This is a genomic window from Pontibacter coccineus (assembly GCF_030546575.1).
Taxonomy (GTDB): Bacteria; Bacteroidota; Bacteroidia; order Cytophagales; family Hymenobacteraceae; genus Pontibacter; species Pontibacter coccineus.
Window position 1 is genome coordinate 216,430 of record NZ_JAUOTN010000001.1, and the last position, 25,098, is coordinate 241,527.

The 25,098-nt window shown below is 46.7% G+C and carries 25 protein-coding genes; 9 read left to right on the plus strand and 16 right to left on the minus strand.

Annotation, left to right across the window (positions count from 1 at the left end; all coding sequences use genetic code 11):
- Nucleotides 1-76 precede the first annotated feature (76 nt).
- Nucleotides 77-955 (plus strand): extracellular catalytic domain type 1 short-chain-length polyhydroxyalkanoate depolymerase, encoded by an 879-nt coding sequence (locus Q4E40_RS01015; RefSeq protein WP_303409536.1) that lies wholly within the window; start codon nt 77-79, stop codon nt 953-955.
- Nucleotides 956-1,202: 247 nt separating this feature from the next.
- On the opposite strand, the gene Q4E40_RS01020 is transcribed toward Q4E40_RS01015, so the two are convergent.
- The 6 genes from Q4E40_RS01020 to Q4E40_RS01045 all read right to left on the minus strand — a co-directional run bounded on the left by Q4E40_RS01020 (nt 1,203) and on the right by Q4E40_RS01045 (nt 7,388).
- On the minus strand, nt 1,203-3,335 hold the full coding sequence (locus Q4E40_RS01020; RefSeq protein WP_303409537.1) for an AAA family ATPase: 2,133 nt from the start codon (nt 3,333-3,335) through the stop codon (nt 1,203-1,205).
- Nucleotides 3,328-3,786, minus strand: a complete 459-nt coding sequence (locus Q4E40_RS01025) for a hypothetical protein (RefSeq protein WP_303409538.1) — start codon at nt 3,784-3,786, stop codon at nt 3,328-3,330. Before Q4E40_RS01025 ends, Q4E40_RS01020 begins: the two co-directional genes overlap by 8 nt.
- A complete protein-coding gene (locus Q4E40_RS01030; protein ID WP_303409539.1) occupies nt 3,786-4,913 on the minus strand; it encodes a S1 family serine peptidase in 1,128 nt (375 codons plus the stop codon). Before Q4E40_RS01030 ends, Q4E40_RS01025 begins: the two co-directional genes overlap by 1 nt.
- Before the next feature lie 2 nt (nt 4,914-4,915).
- Nucleotides 4,916-5,977: a ComEC/Rec2 family competence protein gene (locus Q4E40_RS01035; protein WP_303409540.1), complete on the minus strand. Its 1,062-nt coding sequence runs from the start codon at nt 5,975-5,977 to the stop codon at nt 4,916-4,918.
- Between the two features lie 260 nt (nt 5,978-6,237).
- A complete protein-coding gene (locus tag Q4E40_RS01040; protein WP_303409541.1) occupies nt 6,238-6,852 on the minus strand; it encodes a cupin domain-containing protein in 615 nt (204 codons plus the stop codon).
- The gene (locus Q4E40_RS01045; RefSeq protein ID WP_303409542.1) at nt 6,849-7,388 is read right to left on the minus strand and encodes an RNA polymerase sigma factor; all 540 of its coding nucleotides are present in this window, start codon (nt 7,386-7,388) and stop codon (nt 6,849-6,851) included. Before Q4E40_RS01045 ends, Q4E40_RS01040 begins: the two co-directional genes overlap by 4 nt.
- A 308-nt stretch (nt 7,389-7,696) precedes the next feature.
- Here Q4E40_RS01045 and Q4E40_RS01050 point away from each other — a divergent pair, with 308 nt between their 5' ends.
- Nucleotides 7,697-7,834: a hypothetical protein gene (locus Q4E40_RS01050; RefSeq protein WP_303409543.1), complete on the plus strand. Its 138-nt coding sequence runs from the start codon at nt 7,697-7,699 to the stop codon at nt 7,832-7,834.
- A 28-nt stretch (nt 7,835-7,862) separates the two neighbouring features.
- Entirely contained in the window at nt 7,863-8,204 is a 342-nt protein-coding gene (locus Q4E40_RS01055; protein ID WP_303409544.1) for an ASCH domain-containing protein, read from the plus strand.
- Nucleotides 8,205-8,391: 187 nt separating this feature from the next.
- On the opposite strand, the gene Q4E40_RS01060 is transcribed toward Q4E40_RS01055, so the two are convergent.
- Nucleotides 8,392-8,517: a hypothetical protein gene (locus tag Q4E40_RS01060; protein WP_303409545.1), complete on the minus strand. Its 126-nt coding sequence runs from the start codon at nt 8,515-8,517 to the stop codon at nt 8,392-8,394.
- A gap of 166 nt (nt 8,518-8,683) precedes the next feature.
- Between Q4E40_RS01060 and Q4E40_RS01065 the strand changes: the two genes are divergently transcribed.
- Together Q4E40_RS01065 and Q4E40_RS01070 are read left to right on the plus strand one after the other, a co-directional pair.
- The gene (locus tag Q4E40_RS01065; RefSeq protein ID WP_303409546.1) at nt 8,684-9,508 is read left to right on the plus strand and encodes a tRNA pseudouridine synthase A; all 825 of its coding nucleotides are present in this window, start codon (nt 8,684-8,686) and stop codon (nt 9,506-9,508) included.
- 388 nt (nt 9,509-9,896) lie between these two features.
- Nucleotides 9,897-11,279, plus strand: coding sequence for a YfaP family protein (locus Q4E40_RS01070; protein ID WP_303409547.1), 1,383 nt, complete (start codon nt 9,897-9,899; stop codon nt 11,277-11,279).
- Nucleotides 11,280-11,398: 119 nt separating this feature from the next.
- Here Q4E40_RS01070 and Q4E40_RS01075 read toward each other — a convergent pair whose 3' ends face one another.
- The 7 genes from Q4E40_RS01075 to Q4E40_RS01105 form a co-directional block, all read right to left on the minus strand.
- Nucleotides 11,399-11,770: a hypothetical protein gene (locus Q4E40_RS01075; RefSeq protein WP_303409548.1), complete on the minus strand. Its 372-nt coding sequence runs from the start codon at nt 11,768-11,770 to the stop codon at nt 11,399-11,401.
- 233 nt (nt 11,771-12,003) lie between these two features.
- Nucleotides 12,004-13,179, minus strand: a complete 1,176-nt coding sequence (locus tag Q4E40_RS01080) for a tetratricopeptide repeat protein (RefSeq protein WP_303409549.1) — start codon at nt 13,177-13,179, stop codon at nt 12,004-12,006.
- Between the two features lie 179 nt (nt 13,180-13,358).
- Nucleotides 13,359-14,447 (minus strand): DUF3616 domain-containing protein, encoded by a 1,089-nt coding sequence (locus Q4E40_RS01085; RefSeq protein WP_303409550.1) that lies wholly within the window; start codon nt 14,445-14,447, stop codon nt 13,359-13,361.
- A gap of 571 nt (nt 14,448-15,018) precedes the next feature.
- Nucleotides 15,019-15,528, minus strand: a complete 510-nt coding sequence (locus tag Q4E40_RS01090; protein WP_303409551.1) for an SRPBCC family protein — start codon at nt 15,526-15,528, stop codon at nt 15,019-15,021.
- Nucleotides 15,525-15,845, minus strand: coding sequence for an ArsR/SmtB family transcription factor (locus tag Q4E40_RS01095; RefSeq protein ID WP_303409552.1), 321 nt, complete (start codon nt 15,843-15,845; stop codon nt 15,525-15,527). Before Q4E40_RS01095 ends, Q4E40_RS01090 begins: the two co-directional genes overlap by 4 nt.
- Before the next feature lie 295 nt (nt 15,846-16,140).
- The gene (locus Q4E40_RS01100; protein ID WP_303409553.1) at nt 16,141-16,566 is read right to left on the minus strand and encodes a hypothetical protein; all 426 of its coding nucleotides are present in this window, start codon (nt 16,564-16,566) and stop codon (nt 16,141-16,143) included.
- 84 nt (nt 16,567-16,650) lie between these two features.
- Nucleotides 16,651-17,442: an alpha/beta fold hydrolase gene (locus Q4E40_RS01105; protein WP_303409554.1), complete on the minus strand. Its 792-nt coding sequence runs from the start codon at nt 17,440-17,442 to the stop codon at nt 16,651-16,653.
- Nucleotides 17,443-17,824: 382 nt separating this feature from the next.
- Here Q4E40_RS01105 and Q4E40_RS01110 point away from each other — a divergent pair, with 382 nt between their 5' ends.
- The 4 genes from Q4E40_RS01110 to Q4E40_RS01125 all read left to right on the plus strand — a co-directional run bounded on the left by Q4E40_RS01110 (nt 17,825) and on the right by Q4E40_RS01125 (nt 21,252).
- Nucleotides 17,825-18,850: a proline iminopeptidase-family hydrolase gene (locus tag Q4E40_RS01110; protein ID WP_303409555.1), complete on the plus strand. Its 1,026-nt coding sequence runs from the start codon at nt 17,825-17,827 to the stop codon at nt 18,848-18,850.
- Between the two features lie 393 nt (nt 18,851-19,243).
- The gene (locus Q4E40_RS01115) at nt 19,244-19,858 is read left to right on the plus strand and encodes a c-type cytochrome (protein WP_303409556.1); all 615 of its coding nucleotides are present in this window, start codon (nt 19,244-19,246) and stop codon (nt 19,856-19,858) included.
- Nucleotides 19,859-19,933: 75 nt separating this feature from the next.
- Nucleotides 19,934-20,080, plus strand: coding sequence for a hypothetical protein (locus tag Q4E40_RS01120; RefSeq protein ID WP_303409557.1), 147 nt, complete (start codon nt 19,934-19,936; stop codon nt 20,078-20,080).
- A 35-nt stretch (nt 20,081-20,115) separates the two neighbouring features.
- Complete coding sequence (locus tag Q4E40_RS01125) at nt 20,116-21,252, plus strand: sensor histidine kinase (protein WP_303409558.1); 1,137 nt, start codon at nt 20,116-20,118, stop codon at nt 21,250-21,252.
- Nucleotides 21,253-21,381: 129 nt separating this feature from the next.
- On the opposite strand, the gene Q4E40_RS01130 is transcribed toward Q4E40_RS01125, so the two are convergent.
- Entirely contained in the window at nt 21,382-23,649 is a 2,268-nt protein-coding gene (locus Q4E40_RS01130; RefSeq protein ID WP_303409559.1) for a TonB-dependent receptor, read from the minus strand.
- Between the two features lie 78 nt (nt 23,650-23,727).
- Nucleotides 23,728-25,080, minus strand: coding sequence for a tetratricopeptide repeat protein (locus Q4E40_RS01135; protein WP_303409560.1), 1,353 nt, complete (start codon nt 25,078-25,080; stop codon nt 23,728-23,730).
- Nucleotides 25,081-25,098: the final 18 nt, after the last annotated feature.

A 25,098-nucleotide genomic window follows, 5' to 3' on the forward strand; every position in this document is an offset into this window, starting at 1 on the left:
TATAGGTAAATGATCATTCCGGAAGATTCTGACACCTGCTCGCGCTTCATTTGTGTCATAACTAAACCCTATGATCATGTTACGACTTCTTTTTACAGCGGCGCTACTGCTTGCCGCTATCACGGCTTCGGCACAGCTAACACCTTTTGAGTTTGAAGGTACCAAGCGAAAGTACCTGCTCTACCTGCCTGCCTCCTATGCGGCAAACCCTTCTCAGGCCTTTCCGGTGGTGTTCCATTTTCATGGTGGGGGCATGACGGTAGTCGAGCAAATGTTTTACTCCAGAATGAATGAGGCCGCCGACAAACACAATTTTATTGTAGTGTACCCATCGGGTATAAAGCAGGACTGGAATGTAGGCTTTGAGATGTCGCACCAAAAGGGCACCAACGATGTGGGCTTTGTACGCGCCTTGCTCGACAGCCTGAAACAAAGCTACCGGATAGATGCCAAAGCGATCTTTGCGACCGGACTGTCGCGGGGCGGTTTCTTCTGCCACCGCCTGGCGGCTGAAATGCCCGATGATTTTGCAGCCATTGCCTCTGTCGGCGGCCCCCTGCCCGATTCGGTAAAATTCTATCACCGCACAGCTAAACCGATCAGCGTGATGCAGGTGCATGGCACGGCCGACGAGGTGGTGAAATACGACGGGAAAGCCAATGCCTATGCCTCGGCCCCGGCTACTTATACTTACTGGCTGACGCACAACAAACTGCCTGACCAGAAAGAAAGCAAGAAGGTGCTCAATACGAATAAGAAAGACAATACCTCCGTCACGATCCAGGAAGTAAGCGGCAAAGGCATTACCGTGTCGCTTGTCACGGTCGAAAACGGGGGCCATACATGGCCGGGCAGTGATCCGTTTAACATCGGCTACCCCTTGGGGAATACCACCTCTGATATTGATATAAATGAAGTCATGTGGAGCTTCTTCAACAAAAACAGGAAGCGGTGAGGTATAGGTTGGTATAGGAAAGCAGTAAAATTGAGATAGCGGCTATACCTGTTAAAAAGAGCAGTCCCGGAACTTAGTATCCGGGACTGCTTTGTTTTTTTGAGTGATTTGCCGAAAGATGTGCCTTTACGACAGGTATAATTTTCCGAACGAGTAAGTCTATGTTTAAATGGGTTGAAGGGCTAAGTATTTTTACTATTAAACCACTTTTAGAGCAACCACCTGTTAAAGAATCTTTTATTTTAAATTAATTAGTCTCAATAAACTTTATACTTTTTCCTACTTCATCTAGTTCATAGATATAATAGTCCTCTTCTCTCTTTAAATCTTTCAGTAAATCAGTTAAATCAATTTTGTCATCATCTCCTAAATTTTTATCTACTGAGGTAAATATGATAATTTGTTTATCTCTAATAGCTGCACACTCCTCAAATAATGCTTTCAAACTAGCACTATCTGTTCTATGCTGACCTGGTTCATCAAAGAGTACAAGACCTGGATGATTTTCACCTTTTTGAAGCAATGAAATAGAATATGCCCATATATTTCTCACAAAATCAGAAGCAGAAGAATTTACTCTAATAGATTGTGGCTGAGCATCATCTTTTCTGAACTTGAAAACAGGAAAATATTTAAAAGGGTCATCGTCCTGAATGGATATATTCCAAATGGGGTTACTTGAGTACTTAAAATTTTCTAAATAAAGCTTATAGGCTTTTTCAAATTCATTTAACTTTAGCTTATCTTCTAGATGACTCTTGTTAAGTTTATCTTCATCTTTTAACAACTCATAATAAGAGCCTGCCAGCTCCTCAAGTGCTTTTAGATCTTCTTTAAATCTTTTATACAAGTATTGAAATTCGCTTATACTTTTTTCTAATCGAACTCTGATCAAGGTATCAGACTCAGAAAACTCTCTGTCATCAGCAACTAATTCTTTTAGTAATATTTTTATTTCATCCTCAAGCTCCCTTTGCTGCCTTACGTAATACTTTCTAACTGTTTCCTTCTCCTTGATAACCTTCTCTAATGAATCAATTGAGCTTTGAATAAGTTTTCTTTGCCCGTCTAAATATGCAATATTCTCTTGCAAACTAAGTTTCTCAATCTTAATATTTTCAGAAGACATCAAGTCCACTGATATATGCTGGGTACAAGTGGGACACTTGCTGTAAACATCTTCTTTGATTATGGCTTGATCAAATACCTTCTGGATTCCTTTTTGTGAGGAAAGCTCTTTTACTACATCTTTTTGATGTTTCTGCAATGCAACCAGCTGTTCCTTTTGGATACCAAAATTTTGATCGAAGGATTTAAATTTCTTTAAAAAAGAGTCATACTCCTTATTTGTATTCTCGAAACTGATTCTAGCTTCTTCCTTATTATCCCCTACTCGAACAAGAGGTTTTTGCCTTAAAAGTTGTAGGCTCTTTTCTTTTGTTTCTATTAATTGATTTATGGGCAGTGGTAAATCCCCTGCTTTATCTTTGATAAACAGATTAGTTGTTTTTAAAACATCTTTATCTTTAGTTATATTCTCAGGAACATCTTTCAATAATCCGTCATATTCAGCAGAAAGTAACTCCAATTTATTATAAATGAATTTCCATCTTATCTCTAAGTCTCTTTTAGTTCTACCTATTTTATCCTTCTCAGTAGAAGTATTAAGTTCATTTAAGTTTAAAAGAAATTCGACTACTTTCTCTTTTGTTTTCGGAATCCCGAAATAAGGAGTTGTAGCAAAAAAATCAGACCAGCCTTTAGTCTGCTCAATAAATAAAGAAGGGAAAATTGCCTGTAAATAAAGGGGGCTGTAACCATCTTTTTTTGATGAATTTGAAACTATAGGCAGATCAACCCCAATGAATTCTGCAAACCAGCTATAAAAACCAAAGTCGTTGTCATTATTATTAGCACCCCTTATATATAAAGTTCTAGTTCTTGTATTAGATGAAATAGCAGAATATTCATCATTGTATACTGTGACTGTTTTCGCTAGTTCCCTTCCCTCAGCATCATCTTGCCCAGGGTTTATATATCTTCTAACAGTTACAATTTCACCTTTTGTATTAGAAATTTCAACTAGAACTTTTGAAGTAAAGACGCTATAGCTTTTTACTACTTTCCCTGAAGCTTTCTCATAAATATTGAATTCGGATTTTACTGCTTTATCTAGTGCCTTTTCATTTTGGCCACCGAGTAATTCTTCCATACCCAAACTATAGTATATGCAAGAATTTATTGTTGTTTTACCTTTAGAGTTGTGACCAGCTACAATATTTAATCCGTGTTCAAAAGGTATATCAAAACCAAAAATGTCTTTAGAACTTTCTTGTTCCTTAGTCTTGATCTCTAATCTGAGTCTATTAATTCTAAACATTTTCTTTAGTTAATACCCAAGCTTTACTTGCTTTTTCAATTATGACTTTAGGAATGATGCCTATTTGCTTAATCTTAGTAATATCATCCTCAAAAACCTTTAGCTTCTCAATTTTTGATAAGAATTGGTTTCCTTTACCTGTCAGTTTAATTTCTAGTGAATTAGAGACTATTTCTCTTACACAGTATTCATTTACTAAAGCTAGAATTATTGTTTTATCAAGAGATGGTTCGAAACTCCAAGGTACAATAGTATCTCTACCAGCTCTGGCTATACTTCTAAGTACATCAAAGTTTTCTTCTGACCTAATTCCCCAAAGGAAAACATGTAGTGATAGTAATGGAGCCTTGAAGGGTTTACGTGTACCGTATCTCAACACAGCAAGGAGCAACACTAGCTTATAGATAAGTGGTACTGGAATTGGTTTAGTATCTAATTTTATTTCGATCATTACTCTTCTTGAAAATCAAATGAACAATTCATCAACCATTCTGTAACCTTATGTCGAGCTAGCTCAGTATTGAGATAGTTACTATTGTCATTAAACATATCTTTGATATGTTTTGCAAAGTCTTCTTCAAGCTGTCGAATAAGTTCTTTAGCCTCATTTCTATCTGCTACATCTCTCGTGTAAGTTTCTTTTACTCTCTTTTCAAATGAAGTTGCAGTATTTTCATAGCTCTTAATCAGTTCACTCTTGCTCCTAATATTTTCTAGTTTCTCATTTTGGCAAAGAAACTCTAAGATTCTCTCACTAGTGAGCCTAACTGCTTTCGCTTCCGGGTATAATACTCTATGTTTTCTTATAATATTATCAAAATCATCTACATTAAGTTTTGACCATTCCTTAACATCTTCCTCAGATTTGGTTTGATCTAATCCTTCTACATATTCCTCTAAAAAATCTATATCACTTAGATCTTTAAAACTATCAAATAAGTTTTCAAGTAAGTTTGTAATTGGACAACAGTCTAAATCATCATTCAAAGCTTTTTCGCCAACTACACTCTTCAGTATTCCAATAAGATAAAGTTCTTTGCCTTTAAGTATAAACACCCCACTACCAGATAAACCTTTAGCCAATGTAGCTCCATCTTCCCCTCCTTGATCAAAAGTTTTGGCTTCCAGCGTGATCTTGAACTGGTTTTTAGATATTGTTAATATTTTGGCGCCCCAAGGTCTGTATTCATTAGGATTACTGTTTTGGTACCCACAAAAGCGAACGTTCTCTTCTTCAATGAACCTAGTTCCTTTGTAAATCCTTAAGAAATCACAATCACTTATGCATGGGTCTTCAATTTTTAGTAATACCCAATCATTATTGTCACAGAACTCGACTATTTCAAGGACATTCACCCTCCTGAACTTACTTGAGTAGTTGTCTTGTATTTCTACACAAATTTTGTCTGCTGTTACCCCACAGTATTCGTTATTCTCTCCAAAAATGCAATGATGTGCTGTTATCAAATAGAAAGAACCACCATCTAAAACTATAACTCCACTTCCTTGATTTGCAAAATCATCATCAGAAATTTTAATAGATGTTCTTGCACAACATTGCTGAATTCTCCTTGGCATAATTATAAAGGGACTTCGGTGATAGAGTCAAAGTAACTCCAATTTCCAATACTTAAGTCTGAGGAATTAATAAGCTGACCACACTTTTTTTGGATATCATCCACAGGATAGTTAAAAAAGATTAATCTTTCAACTTCATAGTCTCTTTCAGGATGATGCACTATTCTAGCTATTGTCTCTCTATCAGGATGTTTATGGCTTGCATTACCACCGTTAGTAGATATTCCAAATTTATCACAATTGATTATATCTAATAATTCACAACTTGTGTTATTGATACTTCCATGGTGTGACACCTTTACAAAATCAACTAATAGTTTATTATCTTTAGTATAGCCCTTATCATTTAAAGAATTTACTAAAACTTCAGATCTTGCATCCCCTAGCATCAGAATAGACTTGTCAGGAGTTCTTAATATAAAAGCTATTGAAGAACTGTTAAATAAATCATTTTCAATATTCTTAGAAGGTTTAAACTCTTCTTTAGCGAGGTCTACTAGGGCTCCTTTGGATATTTGAGATGCTGTCCCAGTGGAAGCTTTAACTTTGACATCAGACGCGTTTAATTCTTTTGATATTATAGGCCACTGTGCATACAAGGAATTAAGTATTGATGTAGTAGGGGACAGAATTTCAATCTCTATACCCTCAGGTAGTGAAGGAGAAAATTCGTTTGTAACGAGAGAAAATATAGAAGAGCGAGCTACCTTATTGTCTATAAGTAGCTGCTCTATAGACTTCCCTTGATTATAGCTTATCTTTTCGCCACTAGGAGTCTTCGCTAAATTTGCTCCATTGATCCAGAATGATCCAACCTTTATCTTAGCAAATAGTGAGTTTTTGAAGAATCTTATTAATCCTGCAATATGATCTGAGTCGATATGAGTAAGAATAAGTAAATCAATTTTTGAGATTTGCTTTAGCTCATTTTTAAGGCTGTAGTCAAAAGTTGAAGCAGTTCCTCCATCAATAAGGATAATAAAGTCATTGCCAGAACAGTCAAAGGTTTTAATTAAAATACAATCACCATGATATGCTTCTAGTAGTTTAAGCTGTGTCTCCAATAGGTAGAAGTTGATTACTATTTTTAATGATCCAATGTAAGAGCGAATATAATATATTTAAACTTTAATATAAACTTTTACTCTTTTGTTTCATCTCTTGCTGCCGCGAGCTTACAGCTCGCGCCTTTTCTTTACCTCGCCGCATTATAGCAAGCGCGAGTAACAGCCCCTGGCAAGTGCTGGAGCTGGAAGTCTGTTTGTTCAAAAAACACAAGGGAGTACCAAAGGCTCCTGCACACACAGTTGCCTTTCTCATGATCTTACTCCACACTCAAACGCTGCAAAATGGCTTTGCAGGGTGAAGCGGATGTGACGGTGAGTTGGTGAGGCGTGTGGAGCGGAACGGCAAAGTAATCGCCGGCGACCAGGTTGTAGGTCTCCTCCCCTGCACGCATCAGGCAGGTGCCCTCCACGATCAGGAAGCGTTCGTATTCATCGTGATGCAACTCCTCCTCGGTTTGATGACGCACCCACACAATAGCAGTGGTGGCAGTGGGCGTATAGCCGATGATGCGGGCATGGATCTGATCGGCATCAGCGGGCAGGATGGCCTTGGGGTCGTCGAGCCATTTGCCATAGTCGCTGATGCGGGAGTTGGGCGTGACTGCCGGTGGAGATTCCGGGAGTTCCCCCTGTTTCATCCGCTCCAGGTAATCGACGGTAGCCATCACCAGGGTTTTTACGGTGGAGCGGGGCTTTATGGCTGAGGCCTGTGCGTAATGCTCCATAGCCAGGCTGATCTGCTCAATCTCCTGTTTTACTTCGGGATAGGCAGCCGCCATTTTTTCTACGGCAAGCACGTCCTCCTCACTGGCAGCTCCCATCACATACAGCTCCAGTATACCGGATTCTATAAATTCTGCAACTGTGTTCATGCTGACTTATCTGCCTTTAAATGAGTGAATGCACTTTTCAACACCTCTTTCAAAGCTGCTTCGGTCATATGCAACTCGCCTGCCGCTTCGGAACAGGAGCGCCCTTTCAGGTATATCAGTTCCAACGCGCTTTTCTCCAGTGGGTCAAGCGAACAAAAGTTTTCCTGACTGGCATGCCCCTGCTGCAAAGGTACTATATTATTTTGCTGCGGTTTAGGTTCACTTGCAGGATTTACAGAAGAGCTAAAGCGACCTGTCTTCACAGCTTCCAGGGCAATTCCCCTGGCAATGGCAAGCCCCCAGGTGAGCAGGCGTTCTTTGGAGGCGTCGTATACCCCGATACGCGCCCAGATGGCAACAAAAGTTTCCTGTAGTACTTGTTCAGCCACTTCCGCATCAGGCACAATCCGGGAGATCACCCCCAGCAGCACGGGAGCGTAGGCGTCGTACAATACGCCAAGCATTTCCTGCCTGCCCCGCCTGAGCGCGTCCACCAGACTCTGTTCTGTTTCACCCTGAAAATCTATTCCTGACATATATGGTTTACTTTCCCACTCAAAGTCTTTGCAGAAGCCGAAGGAGACATTTTGTTGAACTGAAAGTTTAAAGGTGCCTGGCCGCAACCAGGACTCGAATTAGGTATTTACAGGGACTTATACAGAAAGGAATAAACCATCCGGACTGCTTCAAAGTCCTTTCAGGAATCGCTTACTGGCATTGCACTTGATCTAACCAACCAAGGCCACCCACTCCGGTTCATATCCAAAAAGCCTGGGTATAAACCTGATTTATTGCACTAATACGTAATTACTTTACGCACGTTTTACATTATACACCTTGTGCTATGTATTATGAAAAAGAACAGCATGCAACCGGCCCGGCTGTTGGCGCAGGCTTGCAGCTCCTGCCTTTTCTTTTCCACGCAGCTATACCTTCAGTACGAGTAACAGTAGAAGCTACAAGCCCGCGCCAGCGGGTGTAATAGCCTGATATTTTACGTAAATTAGCACATGACAAAAGCTGAAACAGAGATCATCGACCACCTGCACTTTCATCCAAAATACCTTGAGCTGGTGCGGCAGCGCCGGAAAACGTCTACGGTCCGGTTAGGGTATGTCCTGCCAAACGCCATACAGTTGCCGCTGGTTTTTGGGGATATGGCTTTACCGGAAAAGGCACAGATAGAAAAGTTGGATTTCACCAAATCGTTTGCCGACTTGACCGAGGCTGATGCCCTAATGGATGGGTTTGAGAGCCTGGATACCCTCCGGGCAGACCTGAAAGTGTTTTATCCGGACATTACAGCCGAAGACCGTTGTACCATCATTTACTTTAAGTTGCTACCCGCGTAAAAATTGAAATGCAGGCGATTCCCCCGCTGCCGCAAGTTTGCAATTCGTGTCTTTTCTTTTCCACACAGCTATACCTTCAGCTAAAGCAACAGTACGAGCGACAAGCTCGCACTAGCACAGGAGGGGCCTAAGCGGATTCGAAATAAAGCGCAAAGCTGGCCTCTATCACCTTTGCTTCCTCATCTGTTCAGGCAGTAAATTCCTTTTCCCTTGCCCGCTTCGACAGCTTGCCTCCTGACTGCTCCAGGAACTTGATCAGCAGGGCCGCCATTTTATCCGGCATCTGGAATCTATCATCCAGCCAGGTTTTCATGCGATCGTATTGCTGCAGATAGACTACTGATCTTATCCAAGGTATAGGCCACACAGTCGAAGAGGCACTCTGCCTGCGGGGTGGGGTCTGCCTGTATCTCACACCAGTACAAAAACATGCGTATTCACTGCTGTAACCAGGACATTGAACCTCCTTTATCACTATCTTGCAAGGCAATTTCCATCTCCTATACCTGAGCAAAACCTTGCGCTACTTCTTTCATATCGGCTATAGCGGCACGCACTACAAAGGCTGGCAGCGACACCCCTATGGCGTGGGAGTGCAGCAGGTGATAGAGGAATGTCTGAAGAAGATTCTGAAGCAGCCCGTCGCGATTGTGGGTTGTGGCCGGACGGATGCCGGGGTACACGCGAGCCAGTTCTTTTTTCACCTGGATGTAGCGCAGCCTTGGGACTTTGACATGCTTTTCCGGCTGAACAAAGTGTTACCGCCCGATATTGCCGTGTTCGACATACTACCGGTGGAGGGCCTGCCCCATGCCCGCTTCGATGCCTGCCAAAGAAGCTACGACTATTTTATCCATACCTACAAAGATCCGTTTCTGCACGATGTAAGCGCCCTGTACCCCCTTCGGAACCTGAACCTGGAGGCCATGCAGGCGGCCACTGCCCTGCTCCCCCTTTACTCTGATTACCGGAACCTATGCCTGACGCCGGCCGACCATGACAGCACCATCTGTCATGTAACAGAAGCCCGCTGGTTGATGGATACGCAGGGTGACAGGCTGCGTTTTCAGATATCGGCCAACCGGTTTCTGAGCCGCATGATCCGCATTCTGGTGGGCCAACTCTTGAAGATTGGAACCGGCGCACTCAGCCTGCCCGAGTTTGAAAGTTACCTGGCGCTTGAGACAGCACCCAAACACCTGACACCTGCCTATCCGCAGGGGCTATACCTGTCCAAAGTCACCTACCCTTTCCTGGACATTCCGCCCCGTCCTTCCTTCTCTCCTGCCTTCCGGCAGGTATAGCTGCCAACTGGCAAACACACTGACATTACTCTGCTGGCGCGAGCTTGTAGCTCGTGCCTTTTCTTTTCTATGCCACTATACCTCCAGCAGGAGTAACAGTACGGGCTACAAGATCGCACTAGCATCACCAGTTAAACGGGAAAGCCCCTGCTCATTGCAAGGACTCTTCTGTTGTAGTACTTAAGTCCACTAACACTGAGGTCAGGTATACAAACCAATTAAAGCGCTATTACAATTATATAAGTAGCTCATATCAAGGTAGCTAACAATTTTTTTATGTAGATATCAAAAATACCTATTAGTGGGTATTTTTGATATTTTTTATAACTTTAGTGATAATATATAGTAAGTTCATTGTTTTCAATGTATAAACTATAAAAACCAGATCATGAAGAAGTTATATCTATTATTACTGCTTCCTTTTTTTATCTTCTCTTGTAGCGATGATTCGGAAGAAGTTAATCCAAACTTATCTAAACTTGAGGTGAATTTATACACACCACGAAGCATCACCCAGGAAGTAGTACCCCAACTTACGATTAAAAATGATGAAGTACAGGCCACTGCCTTCGGGCGATTCAATGGTACAGTGCCACTGGGTATTGAGAAGCTTTATATTTCTGATAGCGAAACAAAGACTGAGTGGGTGGTACTAGTAGATGAAAGTGTCAGACCCGTTTTTATGTATGGCATCAATTCAGCCACCAAACAAAAGCTCCCCTATCTGTACTGGATAGACCATACGAGCCAATCGCAGTATACATTACGATTTTATGAATACGACTGGGTTAACAGACTCGGTACACTTGAATATGAAGTGAAAGTCACCGATGATAAGCATGAGGTGATTTTCGATAATGCCACGCCTTCAAAAGGAGGAAGAAGTGCAGGAAAGAGAACAAAGTCCTATCCTGCACCTGTTATTTCATTTGAAACGTACGGCTTGAAAACTTCCGAAAGTTCAAGTAAGCTTGCTGCAGACGAAAGTATAGATGAAATTTTCGACAGGAAAGTAGGTGAACTCATGGACCTGCTGAAAGAAACAAAGACCAAACTAATTGAAGCACCCTGCGACGTCAGCGAAGCTGTAGACAGCCCTAACAAGAGCTTTGTATGTAAACTCTCCGAGCAGGTAAATAAAATAACAGATAAAGAGATATTTGAAGATGTTGAGAAGGCTACCGAACAAGAGCAATCGGGAAGCAAATTCGGATTTGATGGGTTGAAGATAAAGTTAGACCTGGATTTCTTTGATGACTATGACATCACGGATAACATTGAAAGGCATCTGAATGATGTACATAACTCGGGAAATGCCAATTCAAATTTAGAGGACTGGGTATCAGATATGCAAGAGCTCTCCGATACCGAAAACGAAGCGCTAAACGACTTATCGGATTCTAAAGGAGTTATTCAGATAGGGCTCAGCTGGAATACTACAGCTGATATAGACTTGCATGTTGTAGATCCATTTGGCGAAGAAATTTATTATAGTAATCCTTCTTCTTCTTCAGGCGGGTATCTAGACCTGGATGATACAGACGGCCATGGACCTGAAAACGTTTACTGGACTAAAAATATACCTGATGGCCAGTATAAAATATACTTGGTTTATTTTGCTCCCGAAAATGGTCCAGCTACAGATTTCACTGTTAAGATAATAAATGGATTAGGTGTCAGAGAAAGCATACCGGGATCACTCGGTTTTTTTGATCACAATAAAGTGCACATAGTCACATTCACTAAATCTGGCAACACACTTAAGTTTTAGAAAAAATTTATTTTGTCCCTCAGATAACTTAGTAAAAAATTTAATCACCAGAACTTCAAACAAAACAGCCCCTGATCTAAAGCAGGGGCTGTTTTATTCCTATAAACTGTTGCTTCCACTTAATCTTCAAAGCCTTCCCGCAATTCTTTTGAGTCGGCATAACAGACGGGACTGCTATTTTCCTTCCGCTCTGCTTTTTCCTTTACCAGTTCATCGTAGTTGGCTGGGGTGGCCAATAGCCTGCACTTCGGGTAAATCACGACACCCCTTCGGACGATCTTACTGTTCACCTCTATCTCCTGCGCGTTTACGCCTTCAGCCCCATACACATGGATTGTGAAGAAATGATAGTTCGTTTTCTTCGCATATCCTTCTGCCGTTATTCTGCCGGTTACAGTCCGCTCCCCGATAAAGTCGGATGTCTCCCCTTCTGTATAAGGCGTGTACACCGACTCCGTCCACTCTACTTTACAACCTACTGTCAGATTCATATTCCTGCTATTTGCTTTAGTAGCTATACGTTTACCGTGCCGCAAAATATAAATTTCCTGGCTCCCGTTGCAGTTACACGCCAGCACATCCGCTAAAGTATAAAATGCTTGCCTGGGTCGCGGATAGTAAAGCATAAACAGGAACTTCCGGACACAGGATACCAGAAAAAAAACCAGCCTCTCAAGTTAAGTGAGAGGCTGGTTTCCAGATCAGGCTAAAGCATTTGAACCTGTTATTTATTGCAGCCGCATTGCCACGTATAGCCGTCGAACTCTACTGTAACCTGGGCCACGGTTGTTCCTTTCTGGTATTTAGACACCTTTGGTGCCTTCCCTTTCATGGGTCCGGAAAGCCAGGTGATGACGCCTGTTTTGGCGTTATAGCTATACCTACCTGTTCCGCCATCATCCAGCCAACGGTAGGTACCATCCTTTTTCAGGGCAAAATACCCTTTGTAATCATACCGGTAGGCGGGGCTAACATTCGGGCCATTCCATACAGACTGGTCGCAGGTATAGTTGCCGTACACCAGGGCACCGCCATACGTTACTTTGCGGGCAGGAGTAGTTTTAACTTCTTTGGAAGCCTGCAGTTTACTCCATTTTGCTTTGCCCGAAGCCACATCTCCGGCATAGCGTGCAGCCAGCGTTTTGTCGCCGGCTATGGCTGCCTGGTAAAAGGGTTTTGCCGCTGCGTCGTTGCCCTGGGCAGCGAGCGAGACCGCTTTCAGGTAATTGACATAAGGGTTCTCAGGGTCTACGCTTAGCGAAAGGCTGAACCTGGTTTCAGCACTGCTGAACTCGCCTTTTTCATAATAAAATATGCCTTGCACCGCTTCCTGGCCAGGGGCAAACATCTGCGTTTCTTTACCACCCGTGGCATCAGAATGCTTTAGCTGCGCGATGTAGGCATCCAGTCCAGTAGCTACTGCTTCAGTTTTGGCTGGAGTAGTTTCGGCAGGCTGATCGTTATTGGCAGGTGTGGCTGGTTTTACAGGTTCAGAAGCAGCTTGGGCAGGCACGTCCTTTTCATGGCGCGCCTTGAGTGAAGGGTCCAGTTCGATCGCTTTCTGGAAAAACTGCTGTGCCAGCTTTGTCTTTTCAGGGTCTTTTTGTTTGAGAAGCGAAACAGCATACTGGTAATTGGCAAAAGCATGATCGGGGTGCGCCCGCACGATGCTCGCAAAACTATAGGCAGCAGAAGCATAATTACCTGCCTCCAGGTACTCCTGGGCATACATAAAATCAGAACCAACTGACAAGAAAGCAGTTTCGCTCCCGCCCGTAGCCGAGGAATGTTTCAGTTTCTTAATGTAAGCATCCAGCGCATCGCTCGCTTCCTGAGCATAAAGCTGTGCGGTGCCTAGGGCCAGTGAGCAGACAAGTATGAATTTTAGAATTTTTCGCATCTTATAAAAGTATAAGTTATCCAGCTATAAATCTAAAAATTATTTATATAAATATAGGCTTTCTAACTACACTTTTTATGTCGTTTATTTCCCATTGCAGGACCTGGCAGTTCTTGTTATTCCCTTACAGAAATATACCCACAACGCACTTTTATAAGACACCATCCTGATAGCCATACCTACTTCTCAATTTGCAACACATCTGCCAGCACATCATGCTCTCCCACCGTACGTTCATCGGTCGGGCTGTCGAAGACCACCAGCACACGCTCCTCATCGAGTATGGCAAGGCCTTCGGCTTTGTCTTTCCCGGAGTCCTCGCCAGTGCCGTGCGGTACCTCGCACAGGCGCTCCAGTTCATTGTGGTGTAGCAGCTGCTCTGTGCGCCCGTTCACAGCATCGCGCCAGCGGTAAATGGCAATCACGCCGTCCAAGTCCATGGTGGGCCCGGCCAGCAGGTACATATCATTCCCGAAAATGCGCAGCTCCCGTATACCTTTGCCCCGCAGGTTGAGAAAGTGCTTCCGGTAGGGCTTCTCCTTGGTCAGCTGCTTCAGGTGCAGGATGCCAGCCTTGTCCTCCTCGGGCTCTACTTCCAGCACCATGGCCCAGCCGCGCAACACCGGACCGCGCAACCCGATAAAAATGCGATGCCCGTGTATAGCCAGTCCTTCTATATCGAAGCCGTTGTCTTTGCCGGGGATGTTCATGAAAGGCGCTATGTGCTCGTCCTGCTCCATCAATTCCGTTAAGATGTTGCTGTTCTTGTCGCCCTTCAACTGCCCCGCACGCAGCATTTTGCCGGGCTGGTCCGGGTGTGCCACTTCTTTGTACAAGGTATAGTCCCCTGTTGCCGGATCCTGAAGAATAGGTATGCGCGCCAGCAGGTAGCGGTTGGGGTCACTCTTGATTTGAGCCAGGCGCTTGATCTGTTTTTTGATGGAGTCGTGCCGCTTCGGCTTCTTCCGCTTCAGGCTGTGGGAGCCCACCAGCCACAGGTAATGGTCGGCCATGCCCATGCCCTCTATGTCTATCTCGCTGAAATCTTTTGCCGGGAGATCCAGGTAATCATGAATATCAAAGGAATGGTGTTTACCAAAGTCCCCGTCGGGTAGGCGGGTGAGGCGCTCGATGGTGGTGCGCTCGTCGCAGCTCAACCATAAATTATCGCCAGTAAGCATGGCGGTCGAAAGGCCATCGCGCACATGCTTGCCTTCGGCATTCAGGCTCAGGTCGGGGGAAAAGCAAAGTTTAATCTGATCACGCATGTTTGGTTTCGGTTTAGGTATCACCTGTTCTGGTGTACGTACGCAGGTTCAGGTGTACAGACTGTGGCTATATAACGAACCATGCGACAAATCGTATGTCCCCCGCTAACGCGACCTTATAACCTTATCTTGTCCCATAAATTTCTGGGTATGGGCCTTGATTTTGGGGAACTGTCCCCTTAAGGGGACCACAGGGGTGTAAAGCTACAAAGCGGCCGTCTTGTGTGCACCTATGCCGATAGATCCACAGGAGTAGACACCCCTATTGACCTTTGGTCGCAAGTTTCGACTCTCGTCTCACTTGTCCTCATGGGGATACTTTTAGCCTGCGACTGGTATTCTTCAGCAGGGAAAGGCCGAAACTGAAAAAAATGTAGGACAGGATAAGGTTTGCAGCTCGTGTCGATACTTTTCCACGCAGCTATACCTCCGGCACGCGAACAGAACGAGCTACAAACTTGAACCGGCACTTCATGAATGCGCGCTGTAAACTATAAAAGCGGGGCGCCAAGGTTTTGTCCCTGCCCCGCTTTTATAGCATACTATTCAAAATTTCTGCAGTCTACAGACTTCAGGCCTCCTGTTTCTGGGCAGCCAGCAAGGCATCAAGGCCTTCCATAGCCATGGTCAAGCCTTCTTTAAAGCCCATCTGGATGGTGGTTTCGAGTTGCGCCAGGTCATCGAATACGATCAGGTTCTCAACCAGCGTCACCTCGTCTTTGGGTGTAAAGCTGACCTCCCACTTCGATTGCGGCATTTCCGGGTTTACTACTCCTTCGGCATCTGCAAAGCCATCCAGTGCGGTAAAGCGCTTTTTAGGATCAATGGACTTGTAATTAGCCAGTGCCCAATGCTCTTCCCCTTCCGGACCAACCATGGCATAGTGCCAGTGGCCGCCTTCTCTGAAGTCCATCGTTTTGGTGCGGGCTTTCCAGGGTTTAGGCGCCCACCACTGGTCCAGGATCTCACTCTTGGTATAGGCATCCCATACGAGCGGAAGCTCTGCGGCAAATTCTCTTTTAACGGTGATCGTTTTGTTTTCCTTGTTCACGGAAAACTCAAATTCCAGGTCTTTTTTCATGGCTTATTTGTTTTTAGGTTTGATAATACGGTGTCAAGTTCGCTGAAACGGTCTTCCCAGATCTTCCTGAATTGTTCCAGCCATTTGTCAATCTCTTTCATTTTAGCTACTTCCAGTTGATAGTAAATCTCGCGCCCCTGCTGTTCCTGTTTTACAAGTTGGCACTCCACAAGGATCTGCAGGTGTTTGGAGACAGCTTGCCTGCTGGTGTCAAAATGTTCGGCTATCGCATTAGGCGTCATGGCCTGCAAGGCAATCAAACCAATAATGGCTCTTCGGGTAGGGTCTGCTATCGCCTGAAAAACGTCTCTTCTCATCTCTTAATTAAAATATGCAACCGTTTCATTGCTAATATACGCGCAATTAATCGGTTGCGCAAGTTATTTCGCAATTATTTTTGTCTAATGTACTGAAGTATAGCCATTAAGGAGTTAATGTGAAAGAATTTTTTCCGCATACTTATACCTGCAGCTTGCGTCATAGTCCGATCTACAAGTCAACACTAGCGGAGCTAATAAGCAATTTCACCTGTTATTTCCAGTACTCCGGGTACCACCCCAGGTATACCCGCTGGCGCGAGCCTGCCGCTTCCGAAAATTCCACCTGATACTTTTATGATAGCTTCAAGCGTATCCACTTTTCTGCTACTGCTTCATCTTCAAAAGATTTCACCTCAAAATGCTTCTCCATTTCAGGCTTTAGTTTTTCGAAAGAACGTTTACCGAATATACCATGCGACAACACATGGGCAAAGTAGAGCGTACCCAGCGCTTTTGCCTGTGGGGCCCACTTGTACGCCATCCAATTTACAGCAATTTCCCAGGGACCTATCAGTTCGCGGTTGCTGTTTAATATAGCAAGACAAGACTCTTCTCGCAGCATGGTCAGCACCTGGTTCCCTCCCATCACCATGGTCTCCAGAGATTGTATGCCAATCCAGTTCACATAGATAAAAGCGTTATCAGCCGACCTTTTCAACTCGCAGAACACATCTCCATTAGCTTTTCTCAGCTCCTTGTTATTTGTGGTCTCTGTCAATTGCTAAATATCTTTTTTATATGTGTGCTTTCAATACTTCAGAATTTCTAATGCAAGGAAGTGCTGCAGCTGCCTGAGCGGCCCCTAATTTAAAAAGCTTTTCATGGCTGCAATGGTTGTTGCGGGTGAGCTCAGATTCGGGCAATGCCCGGTTGCATCCAGCAGTACCATCTTACTTCCGGCAATATGCTTGTGCACATAATCGCCAACACTGATAGGGGCAATAGCATCTTCAGAGCACTGCAGAATCAGGGTACCTGTTTTTACTTGAGGCAGGTCTTTCCTGTTATCAGACAAGAAAGTGATGTGAGCAAAGTCTCTGGCTACTTCCGGGTTGCTTCTGCAGAAACTTCCGGCCAACTCCTGCCCTAGCTCCGGCTTATCTTCATTACCCATAATAACGGGCGCTATGGTGTTGGCCCAGCCCAGGTAATCGCTGTCCAGCGATTGCAGCAGGCCATCTATTGCCTCTCTTGTAAAGCCTCCTATGTATTCCCCGTCGTTAATAAAACTTGGCGACGGACAGATCAGGATCAGCTTCGAAAAGCGGCCCGGTTCCTGAATGGAAGCCAGTACACCTATCATAGCACTTACCGAGTGGCCGACATAGATCACATCCTGCAGTTCTAACGCCTGGCATATCTCCAGTACATCGGCAGCATAACCCTGCAGGGAATCATACCGCTCTTTGGAATAGGTAGAGGCATCGGAGTTTCCGAAACCGATATGATCGAAAAGAACAATCGTGTAATCGTTATAAAATGCCGGCGTAATGTAGCGCCACATATTTTGGTCGCAGCCATAGCCATGGGCAAACAACATCGTCTTTTCACCTTTACCAATAACCTTAACGTTATTCCTTTTCAGTACATCCATAGTCCAAAGTTCGGTTAAACGACTACCATCAGACGCTATTACGTATACAGGTTAATTTTATGATGGTAATTTCTATAAACAAAAGTACTATAAATACCCGCACAAATCGAATAAAGAAAACTAAAGCAACCCTCTGTTGGTGAAAGCTTGCAGCTAGTGCCTTTTCCACGCCGTTATACCCTCCCCCCCGCTGGCGCGAGTTTGCAGCTCGTGCCTATACCTTGCTACGCAGCTATACCCCTGGCACGAGTAACAGTACGAGCTACAAGCTCGCACTAGCGGAGTATAAAGTCGATTTTATTGGATTTACCAGGTAGCATGAAGTTATACTTTTTGTATATTTCTCGTACATATTCCTTCCTCCCACCTTAAACAATACACTATGAAATCACGCCTCTCCATTCGCCAGTTCTCCCCCTCCGAAAACTCCGGCAGTTCCACCCCTTCGGTAGCAGACTACCACAACTACGCCGGAACGGTAGACGAACTAAGCGGTGGCGCGAGACGAATCACCATCAGCACCCCCAAAGGCGATTTTTTTGTGTGGACGAAACGGGTAGGCAACAACCCCACCATGAAGCTGTTGTTGCTGCATGGCGGACCGGGCGGCACGCACGAGGCCTTTGAGTGCTTCGACAGCTTCCTGCCAAAGGCGGGCATCGAATACTATTACTACGACCAACTAGGCTCTCACTACAGCGACAAACCCGACGACACCAGCCTTTGGGAAATCGACCGCTTTGTGGAGGAAGTGGAGCAGGTGCGCCAGGCGCTGAACCTGGACAAAAGCAACTTTTACCTGCTGGGTCACTCCTGGGGCGGCATCCTGGCCATGGAGTACGCGCTCAAGTACCAGCAGCACCTCAAAGGCCTGATCATCTCGAACATGATGTCGAGCGTGCCCGACTACAACCGCTATGCCGACGAGGTGCTGGGTCCGCAGATGCCTGCCGAGGTGCTGGCCGAGATCAAGCAGCTGGAAGCCGACAACGACTTTGATAATCCGCGTTACATGGAGCTGCTGCTACCGCACTTCTATACCCAGCACGCGCTGCGCATGCCGCTGGAAGAGTGGCCGGACCCGGCGCTGCGCATGCTCGACCACATGAACCAGACCATCTACGTGCAGATGCAGGGCCCGAGCGAGTTCGGCATCCGGGGCGAGGCCTCACTCCTGAAATGGGACCGCTCCCGGGATTTGCCTGACATCAATGTGCCCACCCTCACCATCGGCGGCCAGCACGACACCATGGACCCGAAGCACATGGAATGGATGGCCACGCAGTTTCCGAACGGCCGCTACCTGCACTGCGCCAAAGGCAGTCACATGGCCTTTTACGACGATCAGCAAACCTACTTTGAGGGGCTGGTGCAGTTTATGAAGGAGGTGGATCAGTTGGGGAGTTAAAAAAATTAAAAAGTTTAGGAGTCATGGGTTCTGCGTTTCGTAGGGACAGGTCGCGACCTATCCGAATCGTGCAAAAGGGCTATACCTATACCTATACCTATACCTATACCTATACCTATACCTATACCTATACCTGAAGCGAGGGCTCCGGCATGACGGCGGGTCTACCTGTGACTAAAAGACCTCGCAGCGTCCGAAGGTCCTGCAAGTGCCTGGGCAAACACTAAGCATGCAGCAGACCGTTACAAAAGCGATTTATTTCAAAATTTATAGCCTTTACACCAGCCATCAGTCTGTTCACGCGGTAATCCGGTTAGTTGTTCCGGAACACCTGGATTATAGGTAAATTAGGTAGTACAGTTAACTTGTTTATTCTACCTAATCCTTACCACTATGAAAATTTTTCTGTTTATCTCCTCTCTCCTTCTCTTCTCCATCCTGTTGCTTTCTACACCGATTTTGAAAAATAAGCCTGAAACAAGTAAGCAGCCTACTGGTTCTACTACCGCTCTTCAGCAGGATCAGGAAAAGATCAAACTCGGGAAGCACCTGGTCTTAACATCTGCCTGCCATGACTGTCATACGCCCAAGAAAATGTCCGACAAGGGTCCGGTGTTTGACTACGACAGAGCTTTATCTGGCCATCCGGCTAATTTGCCTCCTCCTGATATAGACCGCAAAGAAATAGAACAGAAAAATCTGGTGGTTACGCAAACACTGACTGCCTGGATAGGACCCTGGGGAATTTCGTATGCGGCCAATCTAACCTCTGATGCTACCGGCATTGGCAACTGGACGGAAAAACAGTTCTTTACGGCCATACGGGAAGGTAAGTATAAAGGCCTGGAAAATTCACGGATGTTGCTGCCTCCCATGCCCTGGGACATGTACAAGAACATGACAGACGAAGAGTTGAGTGCCATCTTCGCCTACCTCAAATCTACCAAGCCCATCAAGAACGTCGTTCCGGCCGCCACCCCTCCGGTGACAGCCGCAACCGGCAAGTAAAGGTTATATCTTGCTTTTTTCCATCGAACAGAAAGGTCCGCTTGTCAGATCAGACAGGCATCCGCTGTTGCGAGCATGCAACTCGTGCCCAAACCTTGCCACACAGCTATACCTGCCAGCACGGGCAACAGCACGAACAACGAGCACACATCATTAGGTGGCTTCGTTCTGCTGAATCAGGCTATTCTTCCTGGCAAACATTACAACCTGCGCCCTGTTTAAAGAGTAAACAGGTAAAAAAAAATCGCGCACTCTGCATGAACCCACAGCATTCACCGGAAGAAATCAACTCTTATTTTATTGAGCAAGTTAAAGATTACGCCATATTCGCGATGGATACCCAGGGTATCATTACAACTTGGAACCAGGGGGTAGAGCAGCTGAAGGGCTACAAGGAAGAAGAATTTGTTGGCGAATATTACGGTATGCTTTTTCCGGATGAATACCAGCAGGCGGGCAAACCCGAAACAGAGCTGAAATCTGCCCTGAAAGATGGCGTGTACGAAATGCAGGACTGGCGCAAACGAAAAGACGGCTCCCTGTTCTGGGCCAACATCAAACTCACTCCTATATTCGATGCCGAGGGCAAACACATCGGTTTCACGAAAGTGACGGGCGACAGAACCGAGCAGAAAGAGCTGCGGGACAAACTGGCCGCTCGCCAGCAAAGTGCGCTCGAGCACAAGAATATGGAGCTACAGCGCATCAACCTCGACCTGGATACCTTTATTTACACCGCTTCCCACGATCTTCGCTCCCCGATCATGAACATTGAGGGGCTGATGGTTATCCTGAAAAAGGAACTCGAAGCCTCCAAGGCCCTGAACAACACCACCGAAGAGATCCTGAAGCACGTAGTGGATTCTGTTAACCGGTTTAAACGCACCATCGCAGACCTGACCGAGATCAGCAGGATGCAGAAAGGATTCAGCGAAAGTGCCTCGAACGAAGTGATCAACATCAAAGATGTGTATGATGAGATCATGGCCGACCTCAACAAGCCGGCCAAGCTAAAGGATTGCTTCATCCATACCGACCTGCAGGTTTATCAGCTAAAGTTCTCACGAAAGAACTTCAGGAGTATCCTGTACAACCTGATCAGCAATGCCGTCAAGTTTCAGTCGCCGGACCGGGAGTGCCTGATCACGCTCAGCACCCGCCTGGAAGAGCCCTGGGTGGTGCTCAGCATGAAAGACAATGGCCTGGGTATCAATAGTCGCCAGCATCCACAAATGTTCACGATGTTCAAGCGTTTTCATGACCACGTGGAAGGCACCGGTATTGGACTTTACATGGTAAAGCGTATTTTGGAGAATGCCGGCGGCAAAATAGAATTGAAAAGTGAAGAGGACGCCGGTGCAGAATTCAGGCTCTATTTTCCGGCGGCTGTTTAGGGCTTTCTTTGGGTATGCATCATTTAGAAAACCTCCGAGCAGGCTGAGCTCCCTGCCGCTATACCTTCAGCACGAAAACTGCACGCGCTACAAGCGCACGCTTGCATAGAACCCGACAGCAGGTACTACTTAAAACGAATAGGTTATGCCTGCTTTGATGAAGAACGGGGTGCCCGGCGTGAAGTGTATTTCCGATACCGGCTCCGTCTCATTTCTCAGCCTGGATTCCGTTTCGAACTGGGCTTCCTTCCAGTCGTTGTTCAGCAGGTTCTCGGCCGTCAGCTTCAGCTCCAAGTTTTTTAAGGTATAGCTGGCCACCGCATTCAGCAACAGATACCCTTCCGCGGTCAGGCTGTAGTCTTCGTTTGCCGGGCGGCTTTTCAGGTAGCGGTAGCGGGCGCTGGCATTCAGCCCCGTCTTGTTCCGGAAGGTCAGCCCTCCGGCACTGGTTACCATGGGCGCCAGAGGAATATAATCGCTGCCTTCTGCTGCTTCCCGCGCTCTCGGCCGGGTCACACTGAGGTCGCCGTCTGCAAACAGGTACGGGCTGAGCTGCCAACGTGCCGTTACATCCACGCCGTAGCGCCTTGTTTTCCCTGACGGTTCCACAATGCCTTCATCCCCGACATAGACAAACTCCTCCTCCAGGTCGAGCGCCCACAGCGCCGTATGCAGCACCAGGCTGGGAAGCGGTTTGAAGATAAACCCCAGGTCAGCCCCGTAAGCTGCCGGCAGTATGCGGTTTTTGTCAGCCAATACTGATACCCTGGTGTCGTTGGAATGGAACCCCATGCCGGCACTGGCATAAAGGCGCAAGGTTGGGGAATAGGTATAGAAAAGATTTAGCTTGGGACTGAACCGGTTTTGCGATGCCACCTGCCTGTTAAAGACGGAGTCCGCTGGCAGGCGGCTCACGTAATCGAAGAGGAACTGATCGAAGCGAAGCGCGGCATTCACCGTCCAGGCGGGGCTCAGCTCCAGCGTCTCACTGATATACGCCGAAGCGTTCACTTCATCTATGTCTCCTTTCTGCACCTCGCTCAGGGTAATTTTTCGGCCCAGTGTGCGCGACAATTCCGAGTCCTGCACCCTGTCGTAACGCAGGCCAAGCCCGGCTACGCTTTTGAGTGGGAGATTGAACAAAGTGCCCTCTCTGCTGTAGGCCCCTTTGTATCCGATGATGCTGCGTTGCTCTTTCTGCCTGATCTGGTCACCGTTCACGCTGTCGTGCAGGAAAAAAGTAAAGTTGGAGTAGAGCTCGAAGTCGTAGTGGATGATGTATACCTGGTTATCGAGCACCGCATTGTTCGGGAGCACGGTCATCAGGCTTATGTTCAGGCTCTGGCGCGACGTACTGCCTCCTTCCGTATCGTCAATGGCGCCAAACCGGCTAATGGTACCATCGGCTATGGCACGCTCGGGTATCTGCCCGGAGGCATCCCATTTGCTCCCGAAGCTGGCCATTGATACAGACAGTACTTTATTGCCGTCCAGCAGGCCGTTGTAGCGGCCGAACAGGTTGATGCGGTTAAAATTTTGCGGAGACTCAAAATACCCGTTGGTGAACATGTACTCTGTGGCCAGGTAGGCGTTTTGTTGTTTCTGCTGTGCGCCCTCGCCGAGCAGGTTAAACAGGCCTACGGCCCGGTAGGTATCGAAGCGGCCCGCCTCCAGCTTTAGGCTGCTCCTGCTCAGCCTGGAGCGGGTGCTGAAATCGGCATACCCGGCTGTGGCGAAATTGCCCTGCCTGGCCTCATATGGTCCTTTGCCGAAGTCGACCTGCTCAATGGTTTCGGGAATGATGAAGTGGAGGTCCGAGTACCCCTGCCCGTGTGCATGCGACACCATGTTGACAGGCATGCCATCCACGGAGAGGCTTATATCGGTACCGTGGTCAATGTCGAACCCCCTCAGAAATATCTGCTCGGCTTTGCCGCCGCCGGCATGCTGGGCAATGAACAGGCCCGGCACAATGCGCAGTACGTCCTGCGAGTTTTGTGTCGGGCGCAGGTTAATATCGATGGAACTGATGGTGTTGAGGGGCGTTTCCTGCCCGGCAGTTACGTTAACCTCAGATAGGCTGAACTCCCCCCGCTCCAGGTATGAGGTCACCAGGCTAGTTTCAGTACTTTTCACCTCCACCACCTGTGTAACCGTCTTAAAACCCATATAAGAAACCTGCAGGCTGTACCGCCCTTCGGCCAGGTTGCTGAAGGAGAACACACCGAAGACGTCGGTGGTAGTGCCTTTATCCTGGCTCGTGAGTACAACGGTAGCCCCTGCCAGTGGCGCATGGTCCGCTTTGCTGAACACCCCACCCCGGATGGTGCCGTTGTGGCCGTAGGCAGCCCCACCCAGCAGCAGAAGCAGTGTGACGATCAGGAATGGCTTTGTCATCTGTGCGCACTTGACTTGACGAATAGGATTATGGTACCGCTGCGTGAAGCGTGACAGCCAGCGGGCAGCTGCTTTCTGTTATTTTAGGCTTGTGCGCTTAGCTATAGCTTTTCCCAACAGCCGCTGCCCTTCCTCCCCGATGGAGTTTGTCTGAAACGGGTTGATAGCAAAAGACTTTTGCAGCAGCTCCTTCCCGGCTACGGTGTCTCCCAGTTTGTAGTGTACCAGGCCATTCAGGCAGAGCAGGCTCGCATCCTGCCGGTTGGTGCGGTTTGCTTTTTTCAGATAGGCCTCCGCCTGCTTGTAATCCTGCTTTTTATAGTAAATGGTGGCCATGGTTTTGCAGACTTCGATGTTGTCGGGCCGCCTCTTATATTCTTTCGAGGCATACTGCATGGCCTTACCCAGGTCCCCATCCAACTCCAGGTAGATGTTTGCCAGCTCCAGGTCTACAATGTGCCCTGCGTCCTCATCTTCCTGCAAGCCATCCAGTAACTCCTGTCTGCTGGCTTTCGCTTTTCTGGGCTGACCTGTCAGTTGGTACAGACTGGTGAGCTCTTCCTGAAAAGTGAATTCAGGGATGACGGTTGCCGCACGTTCAAATAGTTGAATGGCCTCCTGGTAGTTTTTCTTTTTCGCCTCCAGCCTTCCAAGGCCGCCAAGTGCAAAGGCATAATCAGGGTACTCATAAAGCGCTCTCTGAAACTCCGCCTCTGCCTGTTGCAGGTCTCCGTTCTGCTCATAGAGCTTACCCAGCGTGACGCGTGTCCAGGCGGTCTGCTCCAGGCCGGGGTATCCGGCATCGGCCGCCATGCGCATTGCATCAATGGCCCCCGGCATGTCGCCGTGTAGCTCACGCAGGTAAGAAACGCGTGCGTAGGATTGCAGGTCCGGGCGAACACTCACCATTTTATCGGCCATTTCAATGGCCTCCTCATAGTTGCCCAGCTCCACATTCGCGTCGCACAACACCCCATACACGGCTGCTCTGTGGGCATTCATCTTCAATGCCGCATGGCCGGTTTTAAGGGCTTCCTCAAACTGGTGCAGGGAGAGTTGTATCAGGGCTTTGGCCACGGTGGCTTCAAAGCGAATGGCCTCATCCGCGTTTCGCCGGGCCAGTACATCGTTCACGAGTTTAAGGGCTGCCGGGTAATAGTAGGGATGCTCCCCCGTAACGCGTGCTTCCTGCATGTAGGCCATGGCCAGGAACAGCTTGCTTTGGGTGTCATTCGCGTTTTGCCGCAGCTTGTACTGCAGGCCCTCAATGGCTGCCTTGGTATTCACCCATTCGCTGGTGGTGGAGATGGGCCCGGACCTTTCCAGCAGCGGGGGAATAGGCTCCTCTTTTTCTCTGCTATAGAGGAAAATGACAAGAGCGGCAGTAAGAAGAACGATGAAGGTAATGGAGTAAATGTTTTCTCTTTTCATATAGTGTGCTTTATGAGG

Coding starts and splice junctions, on each gene's coding strand:
- Q4E40_RS01135 (WP_303409560.1), bottom strand. CDS start 25,080: ATGAAAAGAGAAAACATTTACTCCATTACCTTCATCGTTCTTCTTACT.
- Q4E40_RS01125 (WP_303409558.1), top strand. CDS start 20,116: ATGAACCCACAGCATTCACCGGAAGAAATCAACTCTTATTTTATTGAG.
- Q4E40_RS01045 (WP_303409542.1), bottom strand. CDS start 7,388: ATGTCAGGAATAGATTTTCAGGGTGAAACAGAACAGAGTCTGGTGGAC.
- Q4E40_RS01025 (WP_303409538.1), bottom strand. CDS start 3,786: ATGATCGAAATAAAATTAGATACTAAACCAATTCCAGTACCACTTATC.
- Q4E40_RS01015 (WP_303409536.1), top strand. CDS start 77: ATGTTACGACTTCTTTTTACAGCGGCGCTACTGCTTGCCGCTATCACG.
- Q4E40_RS01115 (WP_303409556.1), top strand. CDS start 19,244: ATGAAAATTTTTCTGTTTATCTCCTCTCTCCTTCTCTTCTCCATCCTG.
- Q4E40_RS01120 (WP_303409557.1), top strand. CDS start 19,934: ATGCAACTCGTGCCCAAACCTTGCCACACAGCTATACCTGCCAGCACG.
- Q4E40_RS01020 (WP_303409537.1), bottom strand. CDS start 3,335: ATGTTTAGAATTAATAGACTCAGATTAGAGATCAAGACTAAGGAACAA.
- Q4E40_RS01030 (WP_303409539.1), bottom strand. CDS start 4,913: ATGCCAAGGAGAATTCAGCAATGTTGTGCAAGAACATCTATTAAAATT.
- Q4E40_RS01130 (WP_303409559.1), bottom strand. CDS start 23,649: ATGACAAAGCCATTCCTGATCGTCACACTGCTTCTGCTGCTGGGTGGG.
- Q4E40_RS01090 (WP_303409551.1), bottom strand. CDS start 15,528: ATGAAAAAAGACCTGGAATTTGAGTTTTCCGTGAACAAGGAAAACAAA.
- Q4E40_RS01080 (WP_303409549.1), bottom strand. CDS start 13,179: ATGCGAAAAATTCTAAAATTCATACTTGTCTGCTCACTGGCCCTAGGC.
- Q4E40_RS01110 (WP_303409555.1), top strand. CDS start 17,825: ATGAAATCACGCCTCTCCATTCGCCAGTTCTCCCCCTCCGAAAACTCC.
- Q4E40_RS01075 (WP_303409548.1), bottom strand. CDS start 11,770: ATGAATCTGACAGTAGGTTGTAAAGTAGAGTGGACGGAGTCGGTGTAC.
- Q4E40_RS01095 (WP_303409552.1), bottom strand. CDS start 15,845: ATGAGAAGAGACGTTTTTCAGGCGATAGCAGACCCTACCCGAAGAGCC.
- Q4E40_RS01040 (WP_303409541.1), bottom strand. CDS start 6,852: ATGAACACAGTTGCAGAATTTATAGAATCCGGTATACTGGAGCTGTAT.
- Q4E40_RS01070 (WP_303409547.1), top strand. CDS start 9,897: ATGAAGAAGTTATATCTATTATTACTGCTTCCTTTTTTTATCTTCTCT.
- Q4E40_RS01085 (WP_303409550.1), bottom strand. CDS start 14,447: ATGCGTGATCAGATTAAACTTTGCTTTTCCCCCGACCTGAGCCTGAAT.
- Q4E40_RS01050 (WP_303409543.1), top strand. CDS start 7,697: ATGTATTATGAAAAAGAACAGCATGCAACCGGCCCGGCTGTTGGCGCA.
- Q4E40_RS01060 (WP_303409545.1), bottom strand. CDS start 8,517: ATGAAAACCTGGCTGGATGATAGATTCCAGATGCCGGATAAAATGGCG.
- Q4E40_RS01105 (WP_303409554.1), bottom strand. CDS start 17,442: ATGGATGTACTGAAAAGGAATAACGTTAAGGTTATTGGTAAAGGTGAA.
- Q4E40_RS01055 (WP_303409544.1), top strand. CDS start 7,863: ATGACAAAAGCTGAAACAGAGATCATCGACCACCTGCACTTTCATCCA.